The sequence below is a fragment of the Mesorhizobium sp. IMUNJ 23232 genome, from assembly GCF_044326205.1.
Taxonomy (GTDB): domain Bacteria; phylum Pseudomonadota; class Alphaproteobacteria; order Rhizobiales; family Rhizobiaceae; genus Kumtagia.
In genome coordinates this window covers 112,457-137,798 of record NZ_JBIRCY010000015.1, presented here as the reverse complement: position 1 = coordinate 137,798, position 25,342 = coordinate 112,457, and the positions used below count along the sequence as shown (strand labels likewise).

General features: G+C 65.2%; 21 protein-coding genes and 2 pseudogenes. 11 read left to right on the top strand and 12 right to left on the bottom strand.

What is annotated here, in order from left to right; all coding sequences use genetic code 11:
- Positions 1-2,175: a molybdopterin cofactor-binding domain-containing protein gene (locus tag ACH196_RS13785; protein ID WP_396647471.1), complete on the bottom strand. Its 2,175-nt coding sequence runs from the start codon at positions 2,173-2,175 to the stop codon at positions 1-3.
- A gap of 11 nt (positions 2,176-2,186) precedes the next feature.
- The gene (locus tag ACH196_RS13780; RefSeq protein WP_396647470.1) at positions 2,187-2,657 is read right to left on the bottom strand and encodes a (2Fe-2S)-binding protein; all 471 of its coding nucleotides are present in this window, start codon (positions 2,655-2,657) and stop codon (positions 2,187-2,189) included.
- A 316-nt stretch (positions 2,658-2,973) separates the two neighbouring features.
- Here ACH196_RS13780 and ACH196_RS13775 point away from each other — a divergent pair, with 316 nt between their 5' ends.
- Both ACH196_RS13775 and ACH196_RS13770 read left to right on the top strand, forming a co-directional pair.
- Entirely contained in the window at positions 2,974-3,693 is a 720-nt protein-coding gene (locus ACH196_RS13775) for a response regulator (protein WP_396647469.1), read from the top strand.
- Positions 3,690-5,174 (top strand): ATP-binding protein, encoded by a 1,485-nt coding sequence (locus tag ACH196_RS13770; RefSeq protein WP_396647468.1) that lies wholly within the window; start codon positions 3,690-3,692, stop codon positions 5,172-5,174. The genes ACH196_RS13775 and ACH196_RS13770 overlap by 4 nt, the downstream gene beginning before the upstream one ends.
- A 129-nt stretch (positions 5,175-5,303) precedes the next feature.
- Here ACH196_RS13770 and ACH196_RS13765 read toward each other — a convergent pair.
- The 4 genes and pseudogenes from ACH196_RS13765 to ACH196_RS13750 form a co-directional block, all read right to left on the bottom strand.
- A pseudogene (locus ACH196_RS13765) lies at positions 5,304-5,959 on the bottom strand (IS6 family transposase).
- A gap of 304 nt (positions 5,960-6,263) precedes the next feature.
- Positions 6,264-6,467, bottom strand: a pseudogene (locus tag ACH196_RS13760) (aldehyde dehydrogenase family protein); the annotation flags it as partial.
- A gap of 546 nt (positions 6,468-7,013) precedes the next feature.
- Positions 7,014-8,567: a glutamine-hydrolyzing GMP synthase gene (gene guaA / locus ACH196_RS13755; protein ID WP_396647467.1), complete on the bottom strand. Its 1,554-nt coding sequence runs from the start codon at positions 8,565-8,567 to the stop codon at positions 7,014-7,016.
- A gap of 55 nt (positions 8,568-8,622) precedes the next feature.
- On the bottom strand, positions 8,623-9,126 hold the full coding sequence (locus ACH196_RS13750) for a MarR family winged helix-turn-helix transcriptional regulator (RefSeq protein ID WP_396647466.1): 504 nt from the start codon (positions 9,124-9,126) through the stop codon (positions 8,623-8,625).
- Between the two features lie 84 nt (positions 9,127-9,210).
- Between ACH196_RS13750 and ACH196_RS13745 the strand changes: the two genes are divergently transcribed.
- Positions 9,211-9,528 carry a hypothetical protein gene (locus ACH196_RS13745; protein WP_396647465.1) on the top strand — a complete coding sequence of 106 codons (318 nt, stop codon included), beginning with the start codon at positions 9,211-9,213 and terminating at the stop codon, positions 9,526-9,528.
- On the opposite strand, the gene ACH196_RS13740 is transcribed toward ACH196_RS13745, so the two are convergent.
- Both ACH196_RS13740 and ACH196_RS13735 read right to left on the bottom strand, forming a co-directional pair.
- A complete protein-coding gene (locus ACH196_RS13740) occupies positions 9,525-10,154 on the bottom strand; it encodes a 5'-methylthioadenosine/S-adenosylhomocysteine nucleosidase (RefSeq protein WP_396647464.1) in 630 nt (209 codons plus the stop codon). The two genes, ACH196_RS13745 and ACH196_RS13740, sit on opposite strands and share 4 nt — an antisense overlap.
- A 142-nt stretch (positions 10,155-10,296) precedes the next feature.
- Complete coding sequence (locus tag ACH196_RS13735; protein ID WP_396647463.1) at positions 10,297-10,530, bottom strand: hypothetical protein; 234 nt, start codon at positions 10,528-10,530, stop codon at positions 10,297-10,299.
- A gap of 1,057 nt (positions 10,531-11,587) precedes the next feature.
- Between ACH196_RS13735 and hisS the strand changes: the two genes are divergently transcribed.
- From hisS to hisG, 3 genes are all read left to right on the top strand, one after another.
- Positions 11,588-13,153 carry a histidine--tRNA ligase gene (gene hisS / locus ACH196_RS13730; protein ID WP_396647462.1) on the top strand — a complete coding sequence of 522 codons (1,566 nt, stop codon included), beginning with the start codon at positions 11,588-11,590 and terminating at the stop codon, positions 13,151-13,153.
- A gap of 255 nt (positions 13,154-13,408) precedes the next feature.
- A complete protein-coding gene (locus ACH196_RS13725; RefSeq protein ID WP_396647461.1) occupies positions 13,409-14,515 on the top strand; it encodes an ATP phosphoribosyltransferase regulatory subunit in 1,107 nt (368 codons plus the stop codon).
- Positions 14,512-15,222, top strand: a complete 711-nt coding sequence (hisG, locus tag ACH196_RS13720; protein WP_396647460.1) for an ATP phosphoribosyltransferase — start codon at positions 14,512-14,514, stop codon at positions 15,220-15,222. The genes ACH196_RS13725 and hisG overlap by 4 nt, the downstream gene beginning before the upstream one ends.
- Before the next feature lie 7 nt (positions 15,223-15,229).
- Here hisG and ACH196_RS13715 read toward each other — a convergent pair whose 3' ends face one another.
- A complete protein-coding gene (locus ACH196_RS13715; protein WP_396647459.1) occupies positions 15,230-16,135 on the bottom strand; it encodes a hydrogen peroxide-inducible genes activator in 906 nt (301 codons plus the stop codon).
- Between the two features lie 156 nt (positions 16,136-16,291).
- Here ACH196_RS13715 and katG point away from each other — a divergent pair, with 156 nt between their 5' ends.
- Positions 16,292-18,466 carry a catalase/peroxidase HPI gene (gene katG / locus ACH196_RS13710; protein ID WP_396647458.1) on the top strand — a complete coding sequence of 725 codons (2,175 nt, stop codon included), beginning with the start codon at positions 16,292-16,294 and terminating at the stop codon, positions 18,464-18,466.
- Positions 18,467-18,586: 120 nt separating this feature from the next.
- Here the strand turns inward: katG and ACH196_RS13705 are convergent, their stop codons facing one another.
- Positions 18,587-20,314, bottom strand: coding sequence for a SulP family inorganic anion transporter (locus ACH196_RS13705; protein ID WP_396647457.1), 1,728 nt, complete (start codon positions 20,312-20,314; stop codon positions 18,587-18,589).
- A gap of 70 nt (positions 20,315-20,384) precedes the next feature.
- Positions 20,385-20,660 carry a helix-turn-helix domain-containing protein gene (locus ACH196_RS13700; protein WP_396647456.1) on the bottom strand — a complete coding sequence of 92 codons (276 nt, stop codon included), beginning with the start codon at positions 20,658-20,660 and terminating at the stop codon, positions 20,385-20,387.
- 193 nt (positions 20,661-20,853) lie between these two features.
- Between ACH196_RS13700 and ACH196_RS13695 the strand changes: the two genes are divergently transcribed.
- Positions 20,854-22,143, top strand: coding sequence for an RsmB/NOP family class I SAM-dependent RNA methyltransferase (locus ACH196_RS13695; RefSeq protein WP_396647455.1), 1,290 nt, complete (start codon positions 20,854-20,856; stop codon positions 22,141-22,143).
- Between the two features lie 83 nt (positions 22,144-22,226).
- Positions 22,227-22,685 carry a PaaI family thioesterase gene (locus ACH196_RS13690; RefSeq protein WP_396647454.1) on the top strand — a complete coding sequence of 153 codons (459 nt, stop codon included), beginning with the start codon at positions 22,227-22,229 and terminating at the stop codon, positions 22,683-22,685.
- A gap of 3 nt (positions 22,686-22,688) precedes the next feature.
- Here the strand turns inward: ACH196_RS13690 and ACH196_RS13685 are convergent, their stop codons facing one another.
- Entirely contained in the window at positions 22,689-23,336 is a 648-nt protein-coding gene (locus tag ACH196_RS13685; protein WP_396647453.1) for a DNA-3-methyladenine glycosylase I, read from the bottom strand.
- Positions 23,337-23,574: 238 nt separating this feature from the next.
- Between ACH196_RS13685 and ACH196_RS13680 the strand changes: the two genes are divergently transcribed.
- Together ACH196_RS13680 and ACH196_RS13675 are read left to right on the top strand one after the other, a co-directional pair.
- Positions 23,575-24,381, top strand: coding sequence for a L,D-transpeptidase (locus ACH196_RS13680; RefSeq protein WP_396647452.1), 807 nt, complete (start codon positions 23,575-23,577; stop codon positions 24,379-24,381).
- A 210-nt stretch (positions 24,382-24,591) separates the two neighbouring features.
- The gene (locus tag ACH196_RS13675) at positions 24,592-25,278 is read left to right on the top strand and encodes an outer membrane protein (protein WP_396647451.1); all 687 of its coding nucleotides are present in this window, start codon (positions 24,592-24,594) and stop codon (positions 25,276-25,278) included.
- The last annotated feature ends 64 nt before the right edge of the window (positions 25,279-25,342 follow it).

Sequence of the window (25,342 nt, the reverse complement as noted above, 5' to 3'; positions counted from 1 at the left end):
TCACACCAGCTCATGGTTCTTCAGCGGCAGCGTGCGGATGCGTTTTCCGGTGGCTGCGAAGATGGCGTTGAGCACTGCCGGTGCTGCGACCGCGATGGTCGGCTCGCCGACGCCGCCCCAAAAACCGCCGGACGGCATGATGATCGTCTCGACCGCCGGCATGTCGGCCATGCGCAGGACCTCATAGCTGTCGAAGTTCTCCTGCTCCATGCGGCCGCCATCGACCGTGCATTCGCCGTAGAGGCAGGCGGAGAGGCCGTAGACAAAGGACCCTTCGACCTGCCGCTCGATCTGGGCGGGGTTGACCATATGGCCGGGATCGGTGGCGGCAATGATGCGATGGATCTTGAGCTGACCATCCGTGACCGAAACCTCCGCTGCCGCCGCGACATAGCTACCAAAACCCATGATCTGCGCCAGGCCGCGGTGGATGCCGGCCGCCGGCGGGGTGTCCCAGCCGATGCGCTCGGCCACCGCCTCCAGCACGGCAAGATGCTTCGGATTGTTCGCCATCAGCTTGCGGCGGAAGGCGAGCGGGTCCATGCCGGCGGCATGGGCGAGTTCGTCCATGAAGCATTCCGTGTAGACGGCGTTCTGATTGAGGTTGACGCCGCGCCAGAAACCCGGCGGGACCGGGGGGTTGCGCATAGCGTGGTCGACAAGCAAGTTCTCCACCGTGTAGCCCAGCGTGCCCTCGGTGCCGGTCAGAACGAGGCCTTGGAACACGACCGGATCCATGCCACCCTGCATGCCTTCCGGCCGCACCGCCGCCAGGATCGACTGGCCGGAAATGCGCATGTGCAGCGCGGTGAGATTGCCGTCGGCATCGAGCGCGCCGGTCAACTTGCACTGCGTGGTCGGATGGTAGGCGCCGTGCAGCATGTCCTCCTCGCGCGACCAGATGAGTTTGACCGGCGTGCCCGGCATCTGCTTCGCGATGCTCACGGCCTGGCGCACATAGTCCTGGAAATTGCCGCGCCGGCCGAAGCCGCCGCCGAGGTGAATCTTGTGTACCTCGCATTGCTGCACCGGCAGGCCGGCAGCCTGGGCCGCCGCGGCGAGACTCGCCTCGCCGTTCTGGGTCGGTACCCACACCTCGCAGCGCTCCGGCGTGTAGAGCGCCGTGGCGTTCATCGGCTCCATGGTGGCGTGGTTCTGGTAGGGGAATGCGTAAGTCGCGGTCACCGTCCGCTCCGCCGCCGCCAGCACCGCCCGGGCATCACCTGCCTGCGCGCCGATGAAGGCGTCGGCGGCATCCAGCCCCTCCGCCAGCATCGCCGCGATCGAGGCGCTGGTCACCTCGCGGTTGGGGCCTTCGTCCCAGGTGACCGGGAGCGCGTCGAGCGCCGTCTTGGCCTGCCACCACGTCTCGGCGACCACGGCGACGGCCGTCTCATCGACCTGCACAATGTTGCGCACGCCGGGCATGCCGGTGACAGCCGCGGCATCGAATCCGGAAACCTTGCCGCCGAAATACGGACAGGCACGGATCACGGCATTGAGCATGTTCGGCAGCTTGAGATCGATGCCGTAGACTTGGCTGCCGTTGAGCTTGTCGGCAGTGTCGAGGCGCGGCAGCGGCCTGCCTGCGATGGTCCAGTCCTTCGGGTCCTTCAGCGTCACATTTGCGGGCGGCGTGATGCGCGACGCCGCTTCCGCCAACTGGCCGAAGCTTGCGGCGCGGTCGGATGCGGCATGCGTGATCATGCTCATTCTGGCAGTGCATTCGCTGGCCGGCACGCCCCATTCGGCGGCGGCCGCCGCGATCAGCATCTCGCGCGCGGTCGCGCCGCCCAAACGCACATACTCATGCGATTCGCGGATGCCGCGGCTGCCGCCCGTGGAGAAATTGCCCCAGACGCGGTCGCGCGCCAGGTTCTGGGCCGGCGACGGATATTCGGTCGTCACCTTCGACCAGTCGCAGGTCAGCTCCTCGGCGACGAGCTGCGCCAGGCCGGTCAGCGTCCCCTGCCCCATTTCGGAGCGGGCGATGCGGATCACCACCGTATCGTCCGGCTTGATCACCACCCAGGCATTGACCTCGGGCGTGGTTTCGGCGCCCTCAGCCAGCGCCGGCTCGAGGAAAGGCACGTTGAAGCCGAGCGACAGGCCGCCGGCCGTCGAGGCCACGCCGATGATGAAGCTGCGGCGGGAGATCGAGATTATCGCGTTCATGACCGTTCTCCTCAGCCGCGCTGGGTAGCTTCGCCGCCATTGGCGGCCAGCTTGATGGCGGCGCGCACCCGGTTGTAGGTACCGCAGCGACAGATGTTGGTGATCTCGGCGTTGATGTCCTCGTCGGTGGGGTTCGGGTTCTGCTGGAGCAGACCCGCCACCGCCATGATCATGCCGGCCTGGCAGTAGCCGCATTGCGGCACGTCGAGTGCCAGCCATGCCTGCTGCACTGGATGCGAACTGTCCGGCGACAGCCCCTCGATCGTGGTGATCTGCTGGGTCGCCTCGACGGCGCTCACCGGCAGCACGCAGGAGCGCGTGGCGACCCCGTCTATATGGACAGTGCAGGCGCCGCAGGCGGCCACGCCGCAACCATACTTCGTCCCGGTGAGGCCTACCTGCTCGCGGATCACCCAGAGCAGCGGCGTGTCGGGGTCGACTTCGACCTCCCGTGCGGTTCCGTTGATGGTCAGTCTGGCCATTTGCGTTCCTTTCGGTAAGGCTGGCGAGGGACCACGGCCCGGCCGCCGCGTGGCACACCACGGACGGCCGGGCGGAAAATCCCGGCTAGCGACGAGGCCAAGCTAGGCGGCAGCTGTCGCAGAACCTTGTCCCGATTGCGGGCAGTTCATCGCAAGCTGTCGCGGACCGAACCGCCTGATACATTTGGTTACACTTCTCACACTTGTTGAAGGGCCACGGGATTGCCGCCTTGGGCGGAAGGTGAACATCCGTGGAGACGCAGACTAGATATGGCCGATGCCGGCCGACTATTTGGCGGCGGCTCTGGAGCATTGAATGGAAGCGGCGCAGCACATCGCGGTCGTCGACGACCACAGGGACATTCGCGATCTCGTTGGGAAATACCTCACCCAGCAGGGCTATCGCGTCAGCGTCGCCGAGAGCACGGCGGCGCTGAAGCGCTTGCTCGAGCGCAGCCTGCCCGATCTCATCGTGCTCGACATCATGATGCCGGGCGAGGACGGTCTCGCCGCCTGCCGGCATGTGCGCGGCACGGTGGACGTTCCGATCATCTTCCTGACCGCCATGGCCGAGGAGGTCGACCGCATCGTCGGACTGGAGATCGGCGCCGACGATTATCTGACGAAGCCTTTCAACCCGCGCGAGCTGCTGGCGCGCATCAAGGCGGTCCTGCGCCGTGTCAACAGCCTGCCGCCGCAGCGCGGCCGGCTGAAGTCGAGCGCGCTCGGCTTCGACCGCTGGACGCTGAATGTCGGCCGCCGTGAGCTGGTCGGGCAGGACGGCGTGGCGGTGGCGCTGAGCACCGCCGAATTCCGCCTGCTCACCGCCTTCATTGAGCATGCCGGCATCGTGCTCAGCCGCGACCAGTTGCTCGACCTCACCGCCGGCCGCACCGCCGACGGCTTCGACCGCGCCATCGACAACCAGGTGAGCCGGCTGCGCAAGAAGATCGAGGCGGACCCCAGAAACCCGATGCTGATCAAGACGCATTGGGGCGGCGGTTACTGCTTCGCCGCCGAGGTGAGCCAGGCATGATGTTGCTCTGGAGACGCAGCCTCGCGGCCCGCTTCCTCACGCTGGTGCTGTTCGCGCTGGCGCTGTCGCAGGCGATCACCTTCCTGATCTCTTGGGACGAGCGCGGCCAGGCCCTGCATTCGGCGGCGAAAGGCGAGTTCGTCAGCCGCACCTCGTCGCTCGCCCTGCTGCTGGAGACGACGCCGTCGTCGCTGCGGCCCGACATCCTCGACGTGAGCGGTACCGCCTATACACGCTTCTGGACCTCGCGCGACGGGCCGAGCGATCCGCTGGCCTGGCAGAAGGAAGCATTCGCGCAGCTTTCCAAGCCGCTGCCCGGCATCGCCGCCAAATATGCCGCCGCCATGAACGGCCAGGCCTCGACCGGCGTCGATAAGGCCGATCCTTCCGTGCCGCCGCGCATGTTGGATGTGTCGACCCACGGCGTCGGCCCTTTCACGCGGCAGGCCAAATTCCTCTACATGGATGCCGCGCCGAACGGCATGGGTCTTTCCGTCCGCCTCGACGACGGCACCTGGCTGAACGCGGCCTACGCCAAGGCGATACCGAACGCGTTCTGGACGTCGCAATCTGCGATGTCGCTCGGTCTCACGGCGCTCATCCTGTCGGCTATCGCCATCTTCGGTGCGCAGGCAATCGCCCGGCCGCTGCGTCGCCTCGCCAATGCGGCGGAGCTGTTTGGCCGCGGCGAGACGGTGCCGCGGCTGCCGGAATCCGGACCGGACGACATCCGCCTGACCGCCGAGGCGTTCAACCGTATGCAGGAGCGCCTGCAGCGTTTCGTCGAGGACCGCACGCGCATGCTGGCGGCAATCAGCCACGATTTGCGCACGCCGCTGACGTCGCTCAGGCTGCGCGCCGAGTTCGTCCAGGACCATGAGCTTCAGGAAAAGATGCTGAAGACCATCGCCGAGATCCAGTCGATGACGGAAGCCGCACTCGCTTATGCACGCGAGGACGCCACGGCCGAAGAGACGCGGACGGTCGACCTGTCGGCGCTGGTCGGCAGCCTCTGCGACGACCTTGCCGAACTCGGCCAGAACATCACCGTCAGCGAGGGTCCAAAAGTGTCGTACCGCTGCCGGCCGGACTCGCTGCGGAGGGCGATCCGCAACCTCGTCGAAAACGCCGTCCGCTACGGCGAGCGCGCCAACGTCAGCGTGGTCCGCAGGCCCGACAGCCTGGACATCGTGGTGGAGGACGCCGGGCCGGGCATTCCGACAGCGGAGATGGAGCAGGTGTTCGCTCCCTTCTTCCGGCTGGAACAGTCGCGTAACCGCGAAACAGGCGGCGTCGGACTCGGCCTCTCCATAGCCCGGGCCATCGCGCGCCATCACGGCGGCGACATCGTGCTGGAGAACCGGGACCGGGGCCTCCGCGCGATCATCAGATTGCCGCTGATCGATATGGCGAAGCAGATTGCCCCGACGGCTGCGCCTGAAGCCCCGGAACCGTCCGGACTGCGATCGTTGCCAGTCTGACCGAAAACCCATCGGCGATCGGGCCTCGCGCTGCCGCGCCACGACCCGATCATCGCCGCCGCAACAAAGGACAAGTCACGGTGATGTCAGGTTAAATTCTTGAAGTGCGCTTTCGACATGACGCGTGGTTCAGGCAGCTGTCCCGGTTACGGCCCTCCAATGGGCGATCGCCCTGACGCGATGCAGATGGGCGGCGATAGCTGAGCGTTTCGAACGAGGCGGCACGAAGAGATTTCGGACTGCCGAAAAGACGCTTGTGAAGCGTTGCAGTGCGTCTGGCGAGCGAAACCGTTGCATCAACCGCTCCCGTTTTCGCAAAGGCAAATGTGAATTTTCGGCGCGATTGTTCAGCCCCTCGTGTGACCGATGCTCGACTGTGGGCATAATCTGACGCCGAGCCGCGCAGTAGGAACGAAGCTTATCAGTGACGATGCGTTTCGGCGGGCGTCCCTGCTTCTTCATCAACCGGATCAGCAGGCGTTTGGCCGCCTTGGTGTTTCGGTGGGTCTGGACGATCTCATCAAGCACGTAACCGTCCTGATCGACGGCGCGCCAGAGCCAGTGTCTTCTCCCGCCGATCGTCACGACCACCTCGTCCAGATGCCAAATATCGTTTGAGCTCGGCGCTTTCCGCCGCAAGCGGCCGGCATAGTCTGGGCCGAACTTCTTCGCAGCAGCATCTCTTCCACCAAACGCAGGCTCAGCGGAAATCGAAAGTAGAGCCAGATCGCATGGGCGATCACCGCGGGCGGGAAACGATGACACTTGTACCTGATGGGCAACATGGCCGCCGAATATCAGTCAACGGCTTCATCGTCGGTTAACCTGACATCACCATGCCATCAGGATCATCCGTGATCGTTCATTGGCGACGACGCGCGCTGTTGCCTCGTTCGTGATTTCGATCCGCTCGTGCATAGCACTCTCCATATTCGCGACGCTTATTCAATAACCGGTCTCCTGTTAGCGACTAAGCGGGGCTTGCAAACTGTGAATAGCGAAACGGGTATCGCAGGCCGAACCATCTCGCCACAAAGTGATTCTGTCGCCGCGTTCGTGTCTATCATGGTCCCGAATCGCTCCAGGCGCCGCCGGCACGCCAGAGACGAGATTGACGACGCCGGCCGGCACGCCGGCATCAACGAAATAGCGAATGAGCTCCCTAGGCCAGCGTCTCTTCAGGCGCCTTGATGATGATGGAGCACCCCGTCTGGAGCGCCGCCGAAAGTTTCCGCACGATCTGGTTGATCGGGAAGTTCCAGGGGTAAACCCGGCGACCGGGCCGACGCCGCATTCTTGCGCAGGACCCGACTCGTTATGCGCTCGCGCGCGCGGCCGATGCTCACCGCGATCTCGAGGCCCGCCGCACGACGGGCTCGCTCATCCTGATTCCTCGAGCGACGCGCCGGGCCATTTCGGCACACCTTGATCGGCGCGGTTCGCTTTCACCTCCCAGCGCAGAGCCTCAAGCCTCAAGGGGCGTCGCCATGTTGCTACCGCGCATCAACGTCGATGGCGGAGACCGGGACACTCGGATTGGATATTCAGGGCCGCTTGTGCCGGCGGCATCGACCACTGGCGCACTCGTGACGTGTGCGCCGAGCTCGGCGGATCGCAATGAGCCTAGTCTAGTGAAACCATCCTATGTGCACGCTACTGTGCGCTACAGCTCACTCATCCTCCGAATCTGCTTTACATGGTCCCGGGTATTGGCACACATCGGATGTGTCAGTTTCGAAATGGAGATCATTGCCGCTCAGCGGAAGTCAGAAGCAGAAGAATGACTATCGTTCAGCAGCGAAAACCGCCACCGAATCTACGCTATTGCCGCCGTTTCCCCTACTCCCACTCGATCGTGCCGGGCGGCTTGCTGGTCACGTCGTAGACGACGCGATTGATGCCGCGCACCTCGTTGATGATGCGGGTCGCCGTCGCGCCCAGGAAACCCATGTCGTAGTGGAAGAAGTCGGCGGTCATGCCGTCGACCGAGGTGACTGCGCGCAGAGCGCAGACGAATTCGTAGGTGCGGCCGTCACCCATCACACCCACCGTCTGGACGGGAAGCAGCACGGCGAAGGCCTGCCAGATCGCGTCGTAGAGGCCCGCCTTGCGGATCTCGTCCAGATAGATCGCATCGGCCTCGCGCAAAATGTCGAGCTTTTCGCGGGTGACGCCGCCGGGGCAGCGGATGGCGAGGCCAGGCCCCGGAAACGGATGGCGGCCGATGAAATGTTCGGGCAGGCCGAGTTCCTTGCCCAGCGCCCGCACCTCGTCCTTGAACAGTTCACGCAGCGGCTCGACCAGCTTCATGTTCATGCGGTCCGGCAAGCCGCCGACATTGTGATGCGACTTGATTGTCACCGACGGCCCGCCGGTGAAGGAGACGCTCTCGATGACGTCGGGATAGAGCGTGCCCTGCGCCAGAAAGTCGGCGCCGCCCAGCTTCTTCGCCTCTTCCTCGAACACTTCTATGAACAGCCGGCCGATGGTCTTGCGCTTCTTCTCCGGGTCGGCCTCGCCCTCCAGCGCCGAGACGAAGCGGTCGGCGGCATCGACCAGGATGAGCGGCAGGTTGTAGTGCTCGCGGAACATGGCAACGACATTCTTCGCCTCGTCCTTGCGCATCAGGCCGTGATCGACAAGGATGCAGGTCAACTGGTCGCCGACCGCCTCGTGGATCAGCAACGCGGCGACAGAAGAATCGACGCCGCCCGACAGCGCGCAGATCACCTTGCCCTTGCCCACCTGCTGGCGGATCGCCTCGACCGCCTTCTCGCGATAGGCCGACATCGTCCAGTCGCTCTCGATGCCGGCGACGCCATGCACGAAATTGCGCAAAAGCTTTGCGCCATCGGGCGTATGCACCACTTCGGGGTGGAACATCAGCCCGTACATCTTCTTCTCGACATTGCCGAAGACGGCGAAGGGCGCGCCCTCGGAGCGGCCGTAAATCTGGAACCCTTCGGGCAGCGAGATCACCCGGTCGCCATGGCTCATCCAGACTTGGTGGCGCTGACCGGTCGTCCACAGCCCCTCGAACAGCGGGCAGTCCTTCTCGACCTCGACGAAGGCTCGGCCGAACTCGCGATGGTCCGAGGCTTCCGCCACGCCGCCCATCTGCACGCACATCGCCATCTGGCCGTAGCAGATGCCGAGTACAGGCACCCCCGCCTCGAAGACGATTTGTGGCGCGCGCGGCGAGCCCGCCTCATGGGTGGAGGCCGGACCGCCGGAGAGGATCACCGCTTGCGGATTGATGCGCCTGAACGCCGCTTCCGCCGACTGGAACGGCACGATCTCGGAATGGACGCCCGCCTCGCGCACCCGGCGCGCGATGAGCTGGGTGACCTGGCTGCCGAAATCGACGATGAGGACGGTGGCGGTATTTTTCATGGCGGGCATTTAGAGAAGAAGTCGAGTCGGTGCAATGGCTTGGCGCGGGAGGCTGTCATTTCGATTCCGGTTGTTCATGCGGAGAGTCCGCTTGTTCGCGTTTTGAATCCGGTTGGCCTTCGTCCAGCGCCCGCAAAGCGTCCATGAGCGCGGCGAACCGCGCCGGGCCAAGGTGCTCGATGTAGCGCCGCTCGATCTCGCGCTTGATGCGGTCGCCGTCCTGGAGCGCGGCAAGCCCCTTCGGCGTGTAGCACACCAGCCTGCCGCGGCCGTCTTGCGGGTCGGGCAGGCGCTCGACCACGCCTTCGGCTTCCAGCCCGTCGAGCAGTTGCTGCACGGCCTGCTTGCTGATCGCCATTTTTTCGATCAGCGCGGATTGGCGGGTGCCCTTCCTGGCAAGATGGCCGAGCAGCGTCGCGCGCGCCTCGGTGAACCAGGGGTGCCCTGCCCCCCGCATGGCATCCGCAAAGTCTGCCTGCCATGCGCGGCTGGCGTTCCACAGCCGCCAGCCGATATGGTCCGGCAGTTCTCCGATTTTTTCGTCAAGTCCCTTGACCATTTCCGATAATCCTATATAGTCAAGATACTTGACCAATCTACCCCGGTCGAGACTCTTTCGCAAATTCCCGACATGGAGATAAAAATGTCCATCATCGAAAAAGATACGCTCGCAATCATCATGGCCGGCACCACCCATGTGCTCGACATGGGCGGCAAGCAGGCGATCATATATTACCAGAACGACAGCGAGGCCCATATGCTGCTGCCGGACGGCGTGGCCTATAGCGGCAAATGGCGGCTGCTCGATTACGGCTACGCGGTCGATTGGAACGACGGTCCGAGCGGCACCTGGAAACTCGACCGCCGGCAAAATTCGATCGCCTATCTCGACGCCGGCGGAACGCCAAGAGCCGACATCGCGGCAATCGAGTTCGGCAACTCGCGCAACCTGCCGCGCTAGAGGCTCACGGCCCCTGTTTCGATCGCCCGCTCAAGCTGGCCGACCGCCTCGGCCAGTTTCTCGTCGATGACGTGGAGGTATTCGGTCCAGTCGCCGACATGGCGCAATTCGGCCTTGCCGTCGGAAATGCCGCGCAGCGCCACCAGCGGCAGGGAAAACATCTGGCAGGCGCGCAGCACGGCAAACGTCTCCATCTCCACCATGTCCTCGGCAATCGCGTCATAGGCCGCGCCGGAAATGATCATGCCGCCCGTCGACAACGTCGCCTCGCGGATGCCGGGAATTCTGTGCGGCAGCGGCACGGTCGCCGGCAGGTCGAGGAAGGGCGTCATACCCTTGACGAAACCCAGCGGCGAGGCGTCCATGTCGCGATAGGTCACTGACACGGCCTGGTAGACCTCCGCCTGCTCCAGCAAGCGGCTGCCGGCCGAACCCAAAGACACCACGAGGTCCGGCATTGATTTTTGCGCCTCCAGCCTGGCCAGCGCCACGCCCATGGCGAGTGCTGCCTCGACAGGGCCGACGCCGGTCATCAGCGGCTTGAACAGCCGTTTCAGATGCGGCCCGTATTCGGCTTCCGCCGCCATGGCGAACAGTAGTTTTTTACCCGCGACCGTCTCGATCAAGCCGCCGCCCCCTCAAGCGCCATTATGTGAATCGGAGTTTTGCCCGAACCAACTCTTGTCGGCGGCGGAGCAAAAAGGCAACGGGCCAGAGGAAACGTGCAGCAAAGCCATCCGGACAGGGATACGGCCGGGGAACCGCCGGTCAGACGCTCGGCGCGGAACCCGACAGCATGAACGCCGCCAGCACGACGGCGACGGAAGCCACGGCGGGATAAAGCACCAGCAGCACGGTCAGCGCCGTGCCGCCGAGATTGCCGTCACCTTCGCCGCCGATGCCGAAGCCCCCGAAACTACGCTTCTCGGCCACCCTGCGCGCGCGACCTGCCGAAGCCACGGGGCTCGACTGTGCCGGGGTGTTTCTGACGAGGGCGGTCATGGTCTTGGCTTTCAGGCTGTTCGATTGCACCGGTTTGTGACAGGCGCCGGTATCCGGCTCATGCCGCACAATCCGCGCCCATGTTTCGATATAGTTTCGGACCGGGCGCGAAATAAGGGCGGGTTTGTGGCGTCACGACGGATTGATCGCGGCATCAGCCGCCGCAATGGTTAACGGAAATCCGAGAACGGTTCGCTCAACTCCGCATCCCCGGCTGCCGTTGCGGCAGCGCTTGGCGCTAGAATGGAGTGAACTGTCCCCGGGATTTCGGTCCAAAACGGGGATGGAATTTTCGCCTTTCCGTGAAAATTTTTTGAGCGCGGGCCGTCAAGTCTTTGTTTTTGCTCGACCGCTTTCTCCGCCCGACGCGAAAAAACGCCGCCGCGTACGATTCTCATCCCCCTTGCCAAAACCTGCCTCATAATGCCCGTCAGTTTCTCCTGCGGGAACGCCGATCATGACGGTGATTTGCGGGGAGGGATCGGTGTCCGGAGGGTAGCGGCTAACGTGGCCGCGAGGGCCGGCGTCGCTTCGGAGTTCCGGGAGTCCCGCCTCGTAGCGGGTACAAGGCTCTGATATGGCTTCGGGAGCCGGCATGAACGGGATATCACCGGCATTGCGCCGGAGTATGTACAAGATCCCATGCTGTGGGGAATGAAGCGGCGGAGATCACCGGACGGGCGGCCGCAAGGTCGCAGATAAAAATTAGATTGGCGATCGAACGGCCGCCCGTCTTCCCGACTTCTCCCTCCGAGGCAGGGAGCGCACTTTGAAATGGCCAGACTGCGAAAAGCAGGGCGTGGCGACGAGGAAGTGTGCCGGCTTTCCCTCCCCTTGAGGGCAAGACAATCGCATATGAGTCTGGTTGACGAATGCTCCTCCCCGCCCCGCCTGCCACGAGATGCCGAGCCGAAGCGGCGAAGCCGGTTTGCAGAGGATAGTTTCCATAAGCGGCCGCGCCTCGCGGGAAGGAAGCCGCCCCAAACCCTTGCCGCACCTTGCACCATCCGCTAGGACGGCGGCGCCGCGAACGACCCTCAGCACAAAGCGAAGGACCATGACGAACTCGGAAAAGACGAAGGCGCGCCTGCCGCGCGGGTTTGCCGACCGCTTTCCCGACGACATCCGCGCCGTGGAAACGATGATGGCAAAAATCCGTGCCGTCTATGAACTCTACGGCTTCGAGCCGGCCGACCAGCCGCTGATCGAATACACCGACGCGCTGGGCAAATTCCTGCCCGACCAGGACCGGCCGAACGAGGGCGTTTTTTCCTTCCAAGACGACGACGAGCAATGGCTGTCGCTGCGCTACGACCTCACCGCGCCGATGGCGCGTTTCGTCGCCGAGAATTTCGAGAAGCTGCCAAAGCCGTTCCGGTCGTATCGCTCCGGCTGGGTGTTCCGCAACGAGAAACCGGGACCGGGCCGCTTCCGCCAGTTCATGCAGTTCGATGCCGATACCGTCGGCACGCCGGGCGTGGCCGCAGACGCCGAGATGGCGATGATGATGGCCGACGTGCTGGAGGCGCTCGGCATCCCGCGCGGGCAATATGTCATCCGCGTCAACAACCGGAAGGTGCTGGACGGCGTGTTGGAGGCGATCGGCCTCGGCGGCGCGGAGAATGCCGGGCGGCGGCTCATCGTGCTGCGCGCCATAGACAAGCTGGACAAGTTCGGCGTTGACGGGGTGCGCCTGTTGCTCGGTCCCGGCCGCTGGGACGGTGGCAAGGAAGGCGAAGGCGATTTCACCAAGGGCGCGGGCCTCGACGACACCCAGGCGGCGATCGTCGTCTCTTTCTTCGTCGCCACGGCGCCATCCGAGCCGGTTCCCGGCTACACGCCTCCGGCCGGCACGCCGGGCACCAGCAACGAGGCTACCGTGCAGTATCTCGGCACGCTCGGCATCAAAAATGCTTCGTTCGTCGAGGGCGCGAGCGAACTCCAGCAGATCCAGGCGATGGTCGCTCAGGCCGGCTACGGCGAGGACCGCATCCGCATCGACCCTTCGGTCGTCCGCGGCCTCGAATATTACACCGGCCCAGTCTACGAAGCCGAATTGCTGGCCGAGATCCCCAACGACGAGGGCCAGATCGTGCGCTTCGGCTCGGTCGGCGGGGGCGGGCGGTATGACGGGCTGGTCTCCCGCTTCCGCGGCGAGCCAGTGCCCGCAACGGGCTTTTCCATCGGCGTCTCGCGTCTGATGACGGCGCTGAAGAATCTTGGAAAGCTCGACACATCCAATGTCGTCGGCCCGGTGGTCGTGCTGGTCATGGACCGGGATACGGAAAGCCTCGGCCGCTATCAGAAGATGGTTTCTTCGCTGCGCCAGGCTGGCATACGGGCGGAAATGTATCTCGGCGGCTCCGGCATGAAGCCGCAGATGAAATATGCCGACCGGCGCGGCAGCCCATGCGTCGTCATCCAGGGCGGCGACGAGCGCGCCAGGGGCGAAGTGCAGATCAAGGACATGGCACTCGGTGAACAATTGTCGAAGGAAATCACCGACAACGCCGCCTGGCGGGAGGGCCGCCCGGCGCAGTTCTCGGTGGCGGAAGGCGAGTTGGTCGAGGCCGTGCGCAAGGTGCTGGATGCGCAGGCGGCGGAGCGGTCTCGTGCCGGATAAGATCGGTGCTTCTTCGCACCCCCCTCTGTCCTGCCGGACATCTCCCCCGCAAGGGGGGAGATTGGCAGCGTCGATCTCGCTGCTCGTCCTGCACCGTTGGAGATTGGCGAAAGCCAAGCGGCCGGCCAATCTCCCCCCTTGCGGGGGAGATGTCCGGCAGGACAGAGGGGGGTGCGAAGCGGCGCCAACCTCGACCCATGTCGCTAGCACCCCTGATTTGGGATCAGGTGCGCGTGAAATGCAGTTGCCGCGCCCATGACCACCCTCCCCTCCGACATCCGCGCCCTGTTCACCGCGCGCGGCGCCGACCTCGTCGACGTTGCGATCCTGCAGCCCGCCGACCCGTTCCTCGACATGGCCGGCGAAGACCTGCGCCGCCGCATCTTCTTGACCGAGAGCGAAACCGGCGAGCAGCTTTGCCTCAGGCCGGAATTCACCATCCCCGTCTGCCTCGACCACATCCGCACGCAATCCGGCACGCCGCGCCGCTACGCCTATCTCGGCGAGGTTTTCCGCCAGCGCCGCGGGGGCCGGGCGGAGTTCTTCCAGGCCGGCATCGAGGATCTCGGCGACACGGATATCGCGTCTGCCGACGCAAGGCTGATAGCCGATGCCCATGCGCTGCTGATGTTGGCGCTGCCAAGAACGCCGCTTGCCGTGACGCTAGGCGACCAGTCGGTGTTCGAGGCGGTACTCGCCGCGCTCGGTCTACCGCGCGGCTGGCAAAAGCGGCTGGCGCGCGCTTTTGGCGCGCCGGAACAGCTTGCCGCGGCCCTTGCCGACCTCGCCAACCCGCAGCGCAAGCGTGGCCTCGGCCAACCGGCGGCGCGGCTGGTGGCAGCGCGCGACCGCGAGGCGCTTTCCGCCCATATCGGCCAGACCATGGAAGAGCATGGACTGGCGCTCGCCGCCGGCCGCACGCCGGACGATATCGCACGCCGCCTGATCGAGAAGGCCGAACTCGGCGCCGTGCGCCTGTCGGAAGAGGCTTTCGCCGCGCTGAAGACGTTCCTTGCGATCCGCGTGCCGCTTGCCGACGCAGCCTCCACGCTCGCCCGCTTCGCCGACGAGTCTGAACTCTACCTCGATACCGCGCTCGACCTGTTCAAGGCGCGTGCCGAGGCAGTCGCCGGCCAGGCGCTCGGCGCCGACATCACCTACGATGCCGGTTTCGGCCGCCCGCTCGACTATTACACCGGCATGGTGTTCGAGATCGCCGCGCCCGGCGCATCCCAGCCGCTGGCGGGCGGCGGCCGCTACGACCGGCTGCTGACCCTGCTCGGCGCGAAAAATCCTATTCCAGGTGTCGGGTTTTCCGTCTGGCTCGACCGCATCGAGGCCTTGCGCGGGGGCACGGCATGACGCTCACGCTTGCTATCCCCTCGAAAGGCCGGCTGCGCGAGCAGACGCTCGAGCTGATGGCCGCTGCCGGGCTGCCTGTCAGCCTGCCCGGCGACGAGCGCAAATACCGGGCGCATATCGAAGGCCGCGACGACGTCGAGATCGCCTTCCTGTCGGCATCCGAGATCGCAGGCGAACTCGGCCAGGGCAATGTCGACCTCGGCGTCACCGGCGAAGATCTTCTGCGTGAGAGCCGCGCCGACTGGGAGGCGCGCATGGAGATCACTGCCAGGCTAGGTTTCGGCCAGGCCGACGTGGTGGTCGCGGTTCCTGAAGTCTGGCTCGACGTCGACAGCATGGCCGACCTCGACGACGTCGCCGCCGACTTCCGCCAGCGCCACGGGCGGCGGCTGCGCATCGCCACAAAATACTGGCGGCTGACGCAGCAATTCTTCTCGCAGATGCACGGCATCCAGGTCTACCGCATCGTCGAAAGCCTCGGCGCCACCGAAGGAGCGCCGGCGGCAGGCTCCGCCGACGTGATCGTCGACATCACCTCGACCGGCTCGACCTTGCGCGCCAATCATCTGAAAATCCTGTCGGATGGCGTCATCCTGCGGTCAGAGGCCTGCCTCGTCGCCGCGCGGCGCGAACGCGACGCGGCGGATCAGTCTGCGCTGGCGGAGATAGCCGGCAGGGTGAGAAATGTCGCCGGCCCGAAGCAATGAGGTTTGCTTAAGCCATCACCGTATCCCGTAATGCGCGCAAAATGCCGGCGAGCTCGCGGCATTCCTCCTGGCGCGGGCTGTTGCGGCGCCAGGCCAGCGCGATCTCGCGCGACGGCACCGGCTCGGCGAAGGGCACGATCTTCAGGTCGCGGATCACCTGGCTGGACTCGGCGGCCATTTCGGGAATGAGAGTGACGCCCAGCCCATGGCCGACCATCTGCAAAAGCGTGGTCAGACTGGTCGCGCCGTAGCTGGAAAGCGCCGTCGGCCGCACGCTGCCGCAGATCTTCAGTGCCTGGTCGCGCAGGCAGTGGCCTTCCTCCAGCAGCATCAGCCGCTCCAATGCCGGGCTCTCCGGCGGCACCGGCGGCGCCACGAAATCGGCGTCCTGCTCGGGCACGGCGAGAAAGAAGCGGTCGTCGAACAGCGTTTCCGTCACCAATCCAGGATGGTCGAGCGGCAGTGCTGCCACGAAACCATCGATGCGGCCGGCTGCGGTCTCCGTCACCAGCGCCATGGTCACCGCCTCGCGCAGCTCCAGTTGCAACTCCGGAAACCGCTGCTTCAGTTCCGGCAGCACCTGCGGCAGCAGGTAGGGCGCCACCGTCGGGATCATGCCCAAGCGGAACCGCCCCTGCATGGTGCGCCGGCCGCGCCGGGCGACGGCTTCGACCTCGCGGATTTGCGCCAGGATGGATTCGATACGCGGCTGCAAGGCGGCGGCCTCCTCGGTCAGCCGCACCGAGCGCCCGCCGCGCTCGAACAGGCGGCAGCCCAGCCGTTCCTCCAGTTCGGCGATCTGCGCCGACAGCGCCGGCTGCGTCACCCCAGCAAGCTCGGCGGCCCGGCCGAAATGCAGCGTCTGGGCCAGCGCATCGAAATACAGCATCTGGCGGATGGTCAGGTTTGTCATAACCAAAACCTATCGGAAAAATCAGGAAAGGCAATTTGTCATTATCGACGGAAGGTCGTAGTCTGGAATTGTTCCAGATTGCTCGGCCTTCCCCACCCGGCGTCTGGTCGATCCTTTCAGCAAGAACCCACCGAATTAGGGAGGCAGGAGAAAGCCATGGACGCGAAAACGGATGACAAAGGCCCCGGCAAGTGCCCGGTGGATCATGGCCAACGGACGAACCGGGAGTGGTGGCCCAAGCAGCTCAATGTTGATCTCCTCCACCAGCATTCCTCGCGTTCCAACCCGTTGGGCGAGGAGTTCGACTATGCCGAGGAGTTCAAGAAGCTCGACTACGAGGCGCTGAAGAACGACCTGCGCAAGCTGATGACCGACTCGCAGGACTGGTGGCCGGCCGACTTCGGCCACTATGGCCCTCAGTTCATCCGCATGTCGTGGCATGCCGCCGGCACGTATCGCCTCGCCGACGGCCGCGGTGGCGGCGGACGTGGGCAGCAGCGCTTCGCACCGCTCAATTCGTGGCCGGACAACGTCAACATCGACAAGTCGCGCCGCCTTCTCTGGCCGATCAAGCAGAAATACGGCAAGAGCATCTCCTGGGCCGACCTGCTCATCCTCACCGGCAACGTCGCGCTCGAGACCATGGGCTTCCGCACTTTCGGTTTTGCAGGCGGCCGCGCGGATACCTGGGAACCCGATCAGGACATCAACTGGGGCGATGAGGGCGCATGGCTCGCCCATCGCAAGCTGGAGCAGTTTGCGAACCCGCTCGGCGCCACCGAAATGGGCCTCATCTACGTCAACCCCGAGGGACCGAACGCCAGCGGCGACCCGCTCGAGGCGGCGGCTTTCATCCGCGAGACCTTCGCGCGCATGGCCATGGACGACGAGGAAACCGTCGCGCTCATCGCCGGCGGCCATACGTTCGGCAAGACGCACGGCGCAAGCGAGACCTCGTTCGTCGGTCCGGTTCCCGAGGATGCAGACGTCGAGTCGCAGGGCCTGGGCTGGATCAGCAGCTATGGCACCGGCCACGGCGGCGATGCTATCAGCAGCGGCATCGAAGTCACCTGGACGCAACTGCCGACCCAGTGGACCAACCTGTTCTTCGAGAACCTGTTCAAATACGAGTGGGTGCAGACCCGCAGCCCCGCCGGCGCAATCCAGTGGGAGGCCAAGGACGGGCCGGACGATGTTCCGCTCGCATTTGACAAGTCGAAGAAGCAGAAGCCGCGGATGCTGACGACGGACCTGTCGCTGCGCTTCGACCCCATCTATGAGAAGATCTCGCGCCGCTTCCTGCAGAACCCGCAGGCGTTCGCCGAGGCTTTTGCCCGCGCCTGGTTCAAGCTCACGCATCGCGATCTCGGGCCGCGCTCGCGCTATCTCGGCCCGGAAGTGCCGAAGGAAGTGCTGATCTGGCAGGATCCGGTGCCGGCCGTAGACCATCCGCTGGTCAATGCCGCCGACGTTGCCGCGCTCAAGGCCAAGGTGCTGGAGTCGGGTCTGACCGTGTCCGAACTGGTCGGCACGGCCTGGGCCTCGGCCTCCACCTTCCGCGGCGGCGACAAGCGCGGCGGCGCCAACGGCGCGCGCATCCGCCTCGAACCGCAGAAGGATTGGGAGGTCAACCGCCCCGACCAGCTCGCCAAGGTTCTGAAGACACTTGAGCGCATCCGGTTCGAGTTCGGCCAGGAGGCGGCGGGCGGCAAGAAGATCTCGCTTGCCGACCTGATCGTGCTGGCCGGCAATGCCGGCGTCGAGCAGGCCGCGAAGGCCGCCGGCCACGACGTGACGGTTCCGTTCTCGCCGGGCCGCACCGACGCCACCCAGGACCAGACCGACATCCATGCGTTCGACGTCATGGAGCCGCAGGCGGACGGGTTCCGCAACTACCAGACGGCGACGCTCAGAGTGCCCGCCGAGGTAGCCCTGATCGACAAGGCGCAGCTGCTGACGCTGACCGCGCCTGAACTTACCGTCCTGATCGGCGGCCTGCGCGCGATCAACATCAATGCTGATGGCTCGACGCATGGCGTGCTCACCGACCGGCCGGGTGCGCTCACCACCGACTTCTTCGTCAATCTGCTCGACATGGGCACACAGTGGAAGGCGGTCTCGGAAGCCAAGGATATCTTCGAAGGCACCGATCGCAAGACCGGCCAGCTAAAGTGGCTCGGCACCCGCGTCGACCTCGTCTTCGGCTCGAACTCGCAGCTCAGGGCGCTGGCCGAGGTCTATGCCGAGAGCGACGCCAAGGAGAAGTTCGTCAAGGACTTCGTCGCGGCCTGGACCAAGGTGATGAACGCCGACCGCTTCGACCTCGTCTGATCGGCAACATCGCCGGCGGTACGGGAAGCGGCAAGGAACAAGCCGCTTCCGTCAATCTGGCGGCGAGAACGCTGCAAAGGCCGGGGCAATCGTCCCGGCCTTTTCGTTTGAATGCAGGTCTTATGCGCGCTCGCCGGCGGGCATGGCGCCCAGTTCCGCCCGCGCATCGGCAATCGTCGCGGCATACTGGACGCGCGGCGGCCGCACGCCATGGGTCAGGAGCATGCGCCGCACCGCCGGCGATGCGCCGGTGATGAAGAAGCGGATACCGCGCCTTTCAGCCTTGCGCGCCGACTGTTCGATGATGTTGGCGGCGGTCGAGTCGAGGACGGGAACCGCCGAGAAATCGAGGATGAAGCTGCTGTGCCTGTCGGCGATGCGGTCGAGCGTTGTGCCGACCGTCGAGGCTGCACCGAAGAAGAATGCGCCGGACAGGCGGTAGATCACCAGATCCGGACCACCCTCGGCTTCGGCATGATAAGGTTGCCGATCGCCGTTTTCGCTGTCGGCGACGTCCTGCACGCCAAGCGGCGTCTGTGCCTCGAAAGCCACGCTCCTGGACATCCGGTCGATGAACAGCAGCGCGCCGAGCGCGAAGCCGACCACGATGCCCTCGGTCAAGTCGCGGAAGACGACCAGTCCGAAGGTAACGACGAGCACGATCGCATCCCCCCAGGACGAGCGCAGGAGGGCGACGAATGCGTCGCGCTCGACCATGTTGAAGGCCACCACCGCGAGCACGCCGGCCAGGGCAGAGAGCGGTATGTAGCTGGCGAGCGGCGCGGCGAGCAGCATGAAAACCAGCAGGAAGACGGAGTGGGCCATTCCCGCCACAGGGCTTTCGGCGCCGGAGCGCACATTGGTCGCCGTGCGGGCGATGGTTCCGGTTACGCAGATACCGCCGAAAAGCGCTGATCCGATATTGGCGAAACCCTGCGCCACCAGTTCGCAATTGGAGCGATGGCGGCGGCCGGTCATGCCGTCGGCGACCACCGCCGACAGCAGCGATTCGATCGCCCCCAGAAGCGTGAAGGAGATGGCGGAAGGCAACACGGCCATCACCTTGTCGAGCGAGAATGCCGGCAAGGCCGGAGCGGGCAGCGTGCGCGGAATGCCGCCAAACTTGGTGCCGATGGTTTCGACCGGCAGCCCTAGCACCGCCGCGGCAACCGACGCGACAAGCACGGCGATCAGCAGGCCTGGCCAGGTCGGTCGCAGGCGTCGCAGGACGAGGATCGCAGCGATAGTGAGCAGCGATACCCCGATCGTCGCCATGTTCGCGGTCGAGGCGACGCCGGCCAGCGCCATCAGCTTCGGCACGAACGGGCCTGGCTCCGGACCGGACAGGGTCAGTCCGAACAATTCGCCGATCTGGCTGGAAAAAATGATGACCGCGATGCCGGCGGTGAACCCTACGGTCACGGGATAAGGGATGAATTTGACGAAGGTGCCGAGCCGGGCGTAGCCGATCGCCGCCAGCATCACGCCCGACATCATCGTCGCCAGGATCAGGCCGTCGACGCCGTGCGCCTGCACGGTGGCCGATACAAGCACGATGAAGGCGCCTGCCGGGCCGCCGATCTGGAAGCGGCTGCCGCCCAGCAGCGACACCAGGAAACCGCCGACGATGGCGGTATAGAGCCCGCGATCCGGCGACACGCCGGAGGCGATGGCAATCGCCATCGACAGCGGCAGCGCGACGATGGCCACGGTCAGGCCGGAGACAAGATCGCGTCGCAGCCGCTCGCGGCCATAGCCTTCACGCAGCACCGTCACCAGCTTGGGCGTGAACATCTCCCGGAAGCCTGGCCTGTGCTCCCGCGTCACCTGATCGGACATATGCACCATGTGCGTGCTCTTCTTGGAAAGTGATCAAAAGCCCTTCAACGCGATCGGCCGAGCCGCCGTACCGAATCTATCAGCCTGTTCCCGGCCGCGGCGGGACGGCGGAAACGCGAAGCCGCACGCCACGGCCGCCACCGTCGCTGCGTTGCTGTTCGCCGATCAGTTCGATGCCTGCCACGGCCAGCGCCTCCACGACCTTCGTCAGCGTATCGACCACGCCCCGCACATTGCCTTCGCTCGCTTCCATTCTCTGGATGGTCGCCAGCGAGACGCCCGACAGTTCGGCCAGGCGCGCCTGGTCAATCCCAAGGAGGGCGCGCGCCGCTCGCATCTGTCCGGCTGTGATCAAATCCGATGCTCCCGTTCAGCGCATTAGTATAGAAGCTCCAAGGCGTATCATTCAAGTATTTTACGGCACTATTGCCCGATCAAGCCTGCATGGATCTCAACTCGGTCTGCATCGCCAGTCGGCTGTCGGTTGCCCAATCCCTCCCGGCCCTGTAGCAAGGCGCCGAACGGGCAACCGAAGCGGGATAATCACCATGAGACTGGGCGGACGGCTGGCTGCGGCCATCGAAGTGCTCGACGATATCGCGCGGCGGCACCGGCCGGCGGCGGATGCGTTGAAGGACTGGGGACTGTCGCACCGTTTCGCCGGCGCCGGCGACCGGGCGGCTATCGGCAACATCGTCTATGACGCGCTGCGCCGCAAGCGCTCGGCGGCCTGGCTGTTCGGCGCCGATACGTCCCGCGCGCTCGCCTTCGGCGCGCTGCTGCTGGAATGGACGGAGACGCCCGAGGCGATCAACCGCGCCCTCGACGGGGACCGCTTCGGCCCGGCGCCGCTCGACCAGGCCGAGCTGGACACCCTGACGTCAAACAATCTCGACAATGCCCCGGCCATCGTCCGGGCGGACTGTCCGGACTGGTGCGAGCCCCTGCTCGAGCGGACCTTCGGCGACGACTGGGCCGAGGAAGGGCGCGCTCTTGCCGGCCGGCCGCCGCTCGACCTGCGCGTCAACACGCTGATGTCGGACCGGACCCGCGTGCTCGCCGAACTGGAACAGACGGGCGCCGCGGCGACAGCGCTCGCGCCGCAAGGCATACGCATCCCGCCGATCGCCGCCGATGGCCGCCATCCCAACGTGCAGGCCGAGCCAGCCTTCCAGAAGGGTTGGTTCGAGGTGCAGGACGAGGGTTCGCAGGCGGCCGCCACGCTCGCCGGCGCAAATCCCGGCATGCAGGTGCTCGACTTCTGCGCCGGCGCCGGCGGCAAGACGCTGGCGCTGGCCGCCGCAATGCAGAACAAGGGCCAGATCTTCGCCTACGACGCCGAGAAGGCGCGGCTGGCGCCGATCTTCGACCGTATCCGCCGCGCCGGGGTGCGCAACGTCCAGGTTCTGTCCAAACCGGCGGAAATCGCAAAACTTGCCGGCCAGATCGATCTCGTGCTGATCGACGCGCCCTGCACGGGAAGCGGCACCTGGCGGCGGCGGCCCGACGCAAAATGGCGGCTGACCCAGCGCCAGCTCGACGTGCGCACCGGCGAGCAGGCGCGGATTCTCGAAGACGCCAAAACCTACCTCAAGCCGGGCGGGCATCTCGCCTATATCACCTGCTCGGTTTTCCGCGAGGAGAACCACGACCAGATCGCCCGTTTCCTCGATGCCAACCCGGATTTTTTGCCGGCCGATCACGAAGCGCTGTTCGAGCAGCGGTTTCCCGGAAAATCGACCACCCCGCGGATCGAAAAGCACGGCGGCATCGTGCTGTCGCCGCTCAGCACCGGCACGGACGGTTTTTATTTCGCCATGCTTCGCCGCGCCGGCTGAACCTTAGTCGATGCTGCGATGCAGCAAAATGATTTGCCTACCTGTCACGGCTTTGTCATAAGCGAGGCTAGGAGGCAAAGACGATGGCGGCAAAGATCGTGCCCGGCGTGGATTTCGAGGAACGCGTTCGCGCATCCTTCGCGCGCCAGAACGTGATGACGACGATGAGGGCGGAGCTCACCAGCGTGACGCCAGGCATCGTCGAGATCGAGATGCCGTTCTCGGAGGCGCTGACCCAGCAGCACGGTTTCCTGCACGCCGGCATCATTTCGGCCGCGCTGGATTCGGCCTGCGGCTACGCTGCCTTCTCGCTGATGCCGGAAAACGCGGCGGTGCTCACCATCGAGTTCAAGGTCAACCTGTTGGCCCCAGGCCGGGGCGAACGTTTCCTGTTCCGCGGCTCGGTGACGAAACCCGGCCGCACCATCATCGTCGCCGACGGCCAGGCCTATGCGTTTGCCGCCGACGGCGAGGCAAAACTCATCGCCACCATGACCGGCACGATGATGACGGTCACCGGACGGCAGGGCATCGAAGGCTAAACGTTAGGCGATCGACTTGCCGCGCAGCGCGGGCCTTTTGAAAGCCGCCCTCGCCGTCTCTATCGGCGCGCGGCAATGGCAGCCCTCGATATGGTCGTTGACCAGCCCCATCGCCTGCATGAAGGCATAGACCGTGGTCGGCCCGACAAAACTCCAGCCGCGTTTCTTCAGTTCCTTTGATATCTTCGCCGAAACTTCGGTCTTCGGCATGGCGACGACAGCGGCGTGATCCACCTTCGCCGGCCGCTGCCCGTCCCGCGGCTCGAACTGCCAGAACCAGGCGGCCAGCGAACCCGCCTCGGCAATCAATTCCCTCGCGCGCCTAGCATTGTTGATCGTCGATTCGATCTTGCCGCGATGGCGGATGATGCCGGCGTCCTGCAGCAGCCGCTCGACATCCGCCTCGCCGAATTCGGCCACCTTGTCGAAGTCGAAGCTGGCGAAGGCGGCGCGAAAATTCTCGCGCTTGCGCAGGATAGTCAGCCAGGACAGGCCGGACTGGAAACCCTCCAGGCAGATTTTTTCGAACAACCGACGGTCGTCGGTGACGGGACGGCCCCATTCGTGGTCGTGATAGTGCCTGTAATCCTCGAGATCGCCCGCCCAGGCGCAGCGGATCACCCCATCCGAACCCTCGACCAATCCCGTCATGCCGCTTCTCCTCGCCGAAAACCGCTGGTTAACGCGTTTTTTCGCCTGTTGACCGCGCCTTTACCAAATCGCTGAACGCGCCGGTAACCACACTGAAAGGTTTACGGAAATCCCGGCTTTTTAGGCAACCCGATTCACTTTTCGGTTTCCGATTGCCGTCACGCTCCTGACATGACGGAGCGAGAGCGCCCCGCCGTGTCACCGTTTCGCGAGTTGTGTGTTGACGAGTACGCGCAAGATGAAAAGCAGCTTTCTCTTTTTGACCTCGGCCATGTTTCTTGGCCTCGCAATGGCGCCGGCCGGCGCCCAGGACCGCTACGCCCAGCGCCCGCCGGTGGTCGTCAGCCCCGATCTTTCCGCTCCCTGGGTCATTCAGCTCGGCAACCAGCCCGGCCGCAGGATCGTGCAGCGCGAAGCCGGCTTCGGCGTCCGCGTCCAGCCGGGCACGCAGCGGCGCGTGATGCGCGGCGAGCCAGCCCAGCAGCCGCGGCGCGGCGCGCGCAACCAAGGCTTCAACTGGTTCGGCCAGGACCCGGTTCGCACCGCCGCCGTGGCCGCACCGCGCAAGAAGCAGATCCAGCCGCAGATGGACCCGATCTACCTGCCGCAGCAGGTTGAGTACACGGGATCGGAAAAGCCCGGCACGATCGTCATCGATACCGCCTCGAAATTCCTCTACCTCGTCCAGTCCGGCGGCAAGGCGCGTCGCTACGGCGTCGGCGTCGGCCAGGAAGGCATGGTGTGGACCGGCACGCAGAAGATTTCGCGCAAGGCCGAATGGCCGGACTGGCGCCCGCCCTCGGAAATGATCGTTCGCGAACGCGCAAAAGGCCGCCATTTGCCCACCTACATGGCCGGCGGCCCGGAAAACCCGCTCGGCGCGCGCGCCATGTATCTCGGCTCGACGCTCTACCGCATCCACGGCACCAACGCACCCTGGACGATCGGCACGAACGTGTCATCGGGCTGCATCCGCCTGCGCAACGAGGACGTGGTCGACCTCTACGAACGCGTCGGCGTCGGCACCAGGGTGGTCGTCATATAGCGGACCGGGGAGACCGCGCTCGCGGGGGCGGCGCGGCTGGAGGAAGCGGTGGGGGCCGCTTCCGGACCGGGGGCAAGGGCAGCGCGGGCAACCGCGCTGCCCTTTCGTTTTCCTGCAACAAACCTTCGACAGAGTGCGCTTGCGACGAAGCCGGCAGCGCTTCGACCGCTTGGCACCGCCCGGTTTCGTCCGGCGAAGGATGGAGCAGGCATGACAGCACGGTCGGTTTTTCTGGCACTGGGTGCACTGGTGGCGCTGGCTCCGACACGGGCGTGCGCCGAAATCGTGATCTCCGCCTATGGCGGCATCCAGGGCGCTTTCGAGAGCGGCGTGTCGGGCTCCGACCCGGCGCCCGGCGGCGTCGGCGACTTCGATTTCGACCAGCGCTGGGAGGGAAAATCGTTCGAGACTCCACCCTATTGGGGCGTGCGCGGCACCTGGTGGATCGACAGCATGCCGGCCTGGGGCGTCTCGCTCGACTACACCCATGCGAAAGTCTATGCCGACCCGATGCCGGACGGCTGGAAAACCTTCGAATTCACCGACGGCCTGAACATCATCACGCTTAACGCGCTCTATCGTTTCCGCGAGGACGGCCGCGCCTGGACACCCTATCTCGGCGCCGGCGCCGGCCTCTCCATCCCGCATGTCGAGGTGCAGACCGCCGACAGCGCGCCGAAAACCTTCGAATATCAGGTCGCCGGACCGGCCTTCCAGATCCAGGCCGGCATCGACTACGCGGTCAACGACTGGCTGTCGGTGTTCGGCGAATACAAGGGCAACTACACGATCAACGACGTTGACCTCAAAGGCGGCGGCAGCCTGAAGGCCGATATTTTCACCAACGCCTTCAATCTCGGCCTGTCCTATCACTGGAAAAAGGCTTCTTGCCACTAGAACACTCTAAGGGTGGCGAAGGACCCGTGACGCCCAAGCTCCTCATCGCCGCGCCGCCCGAAAT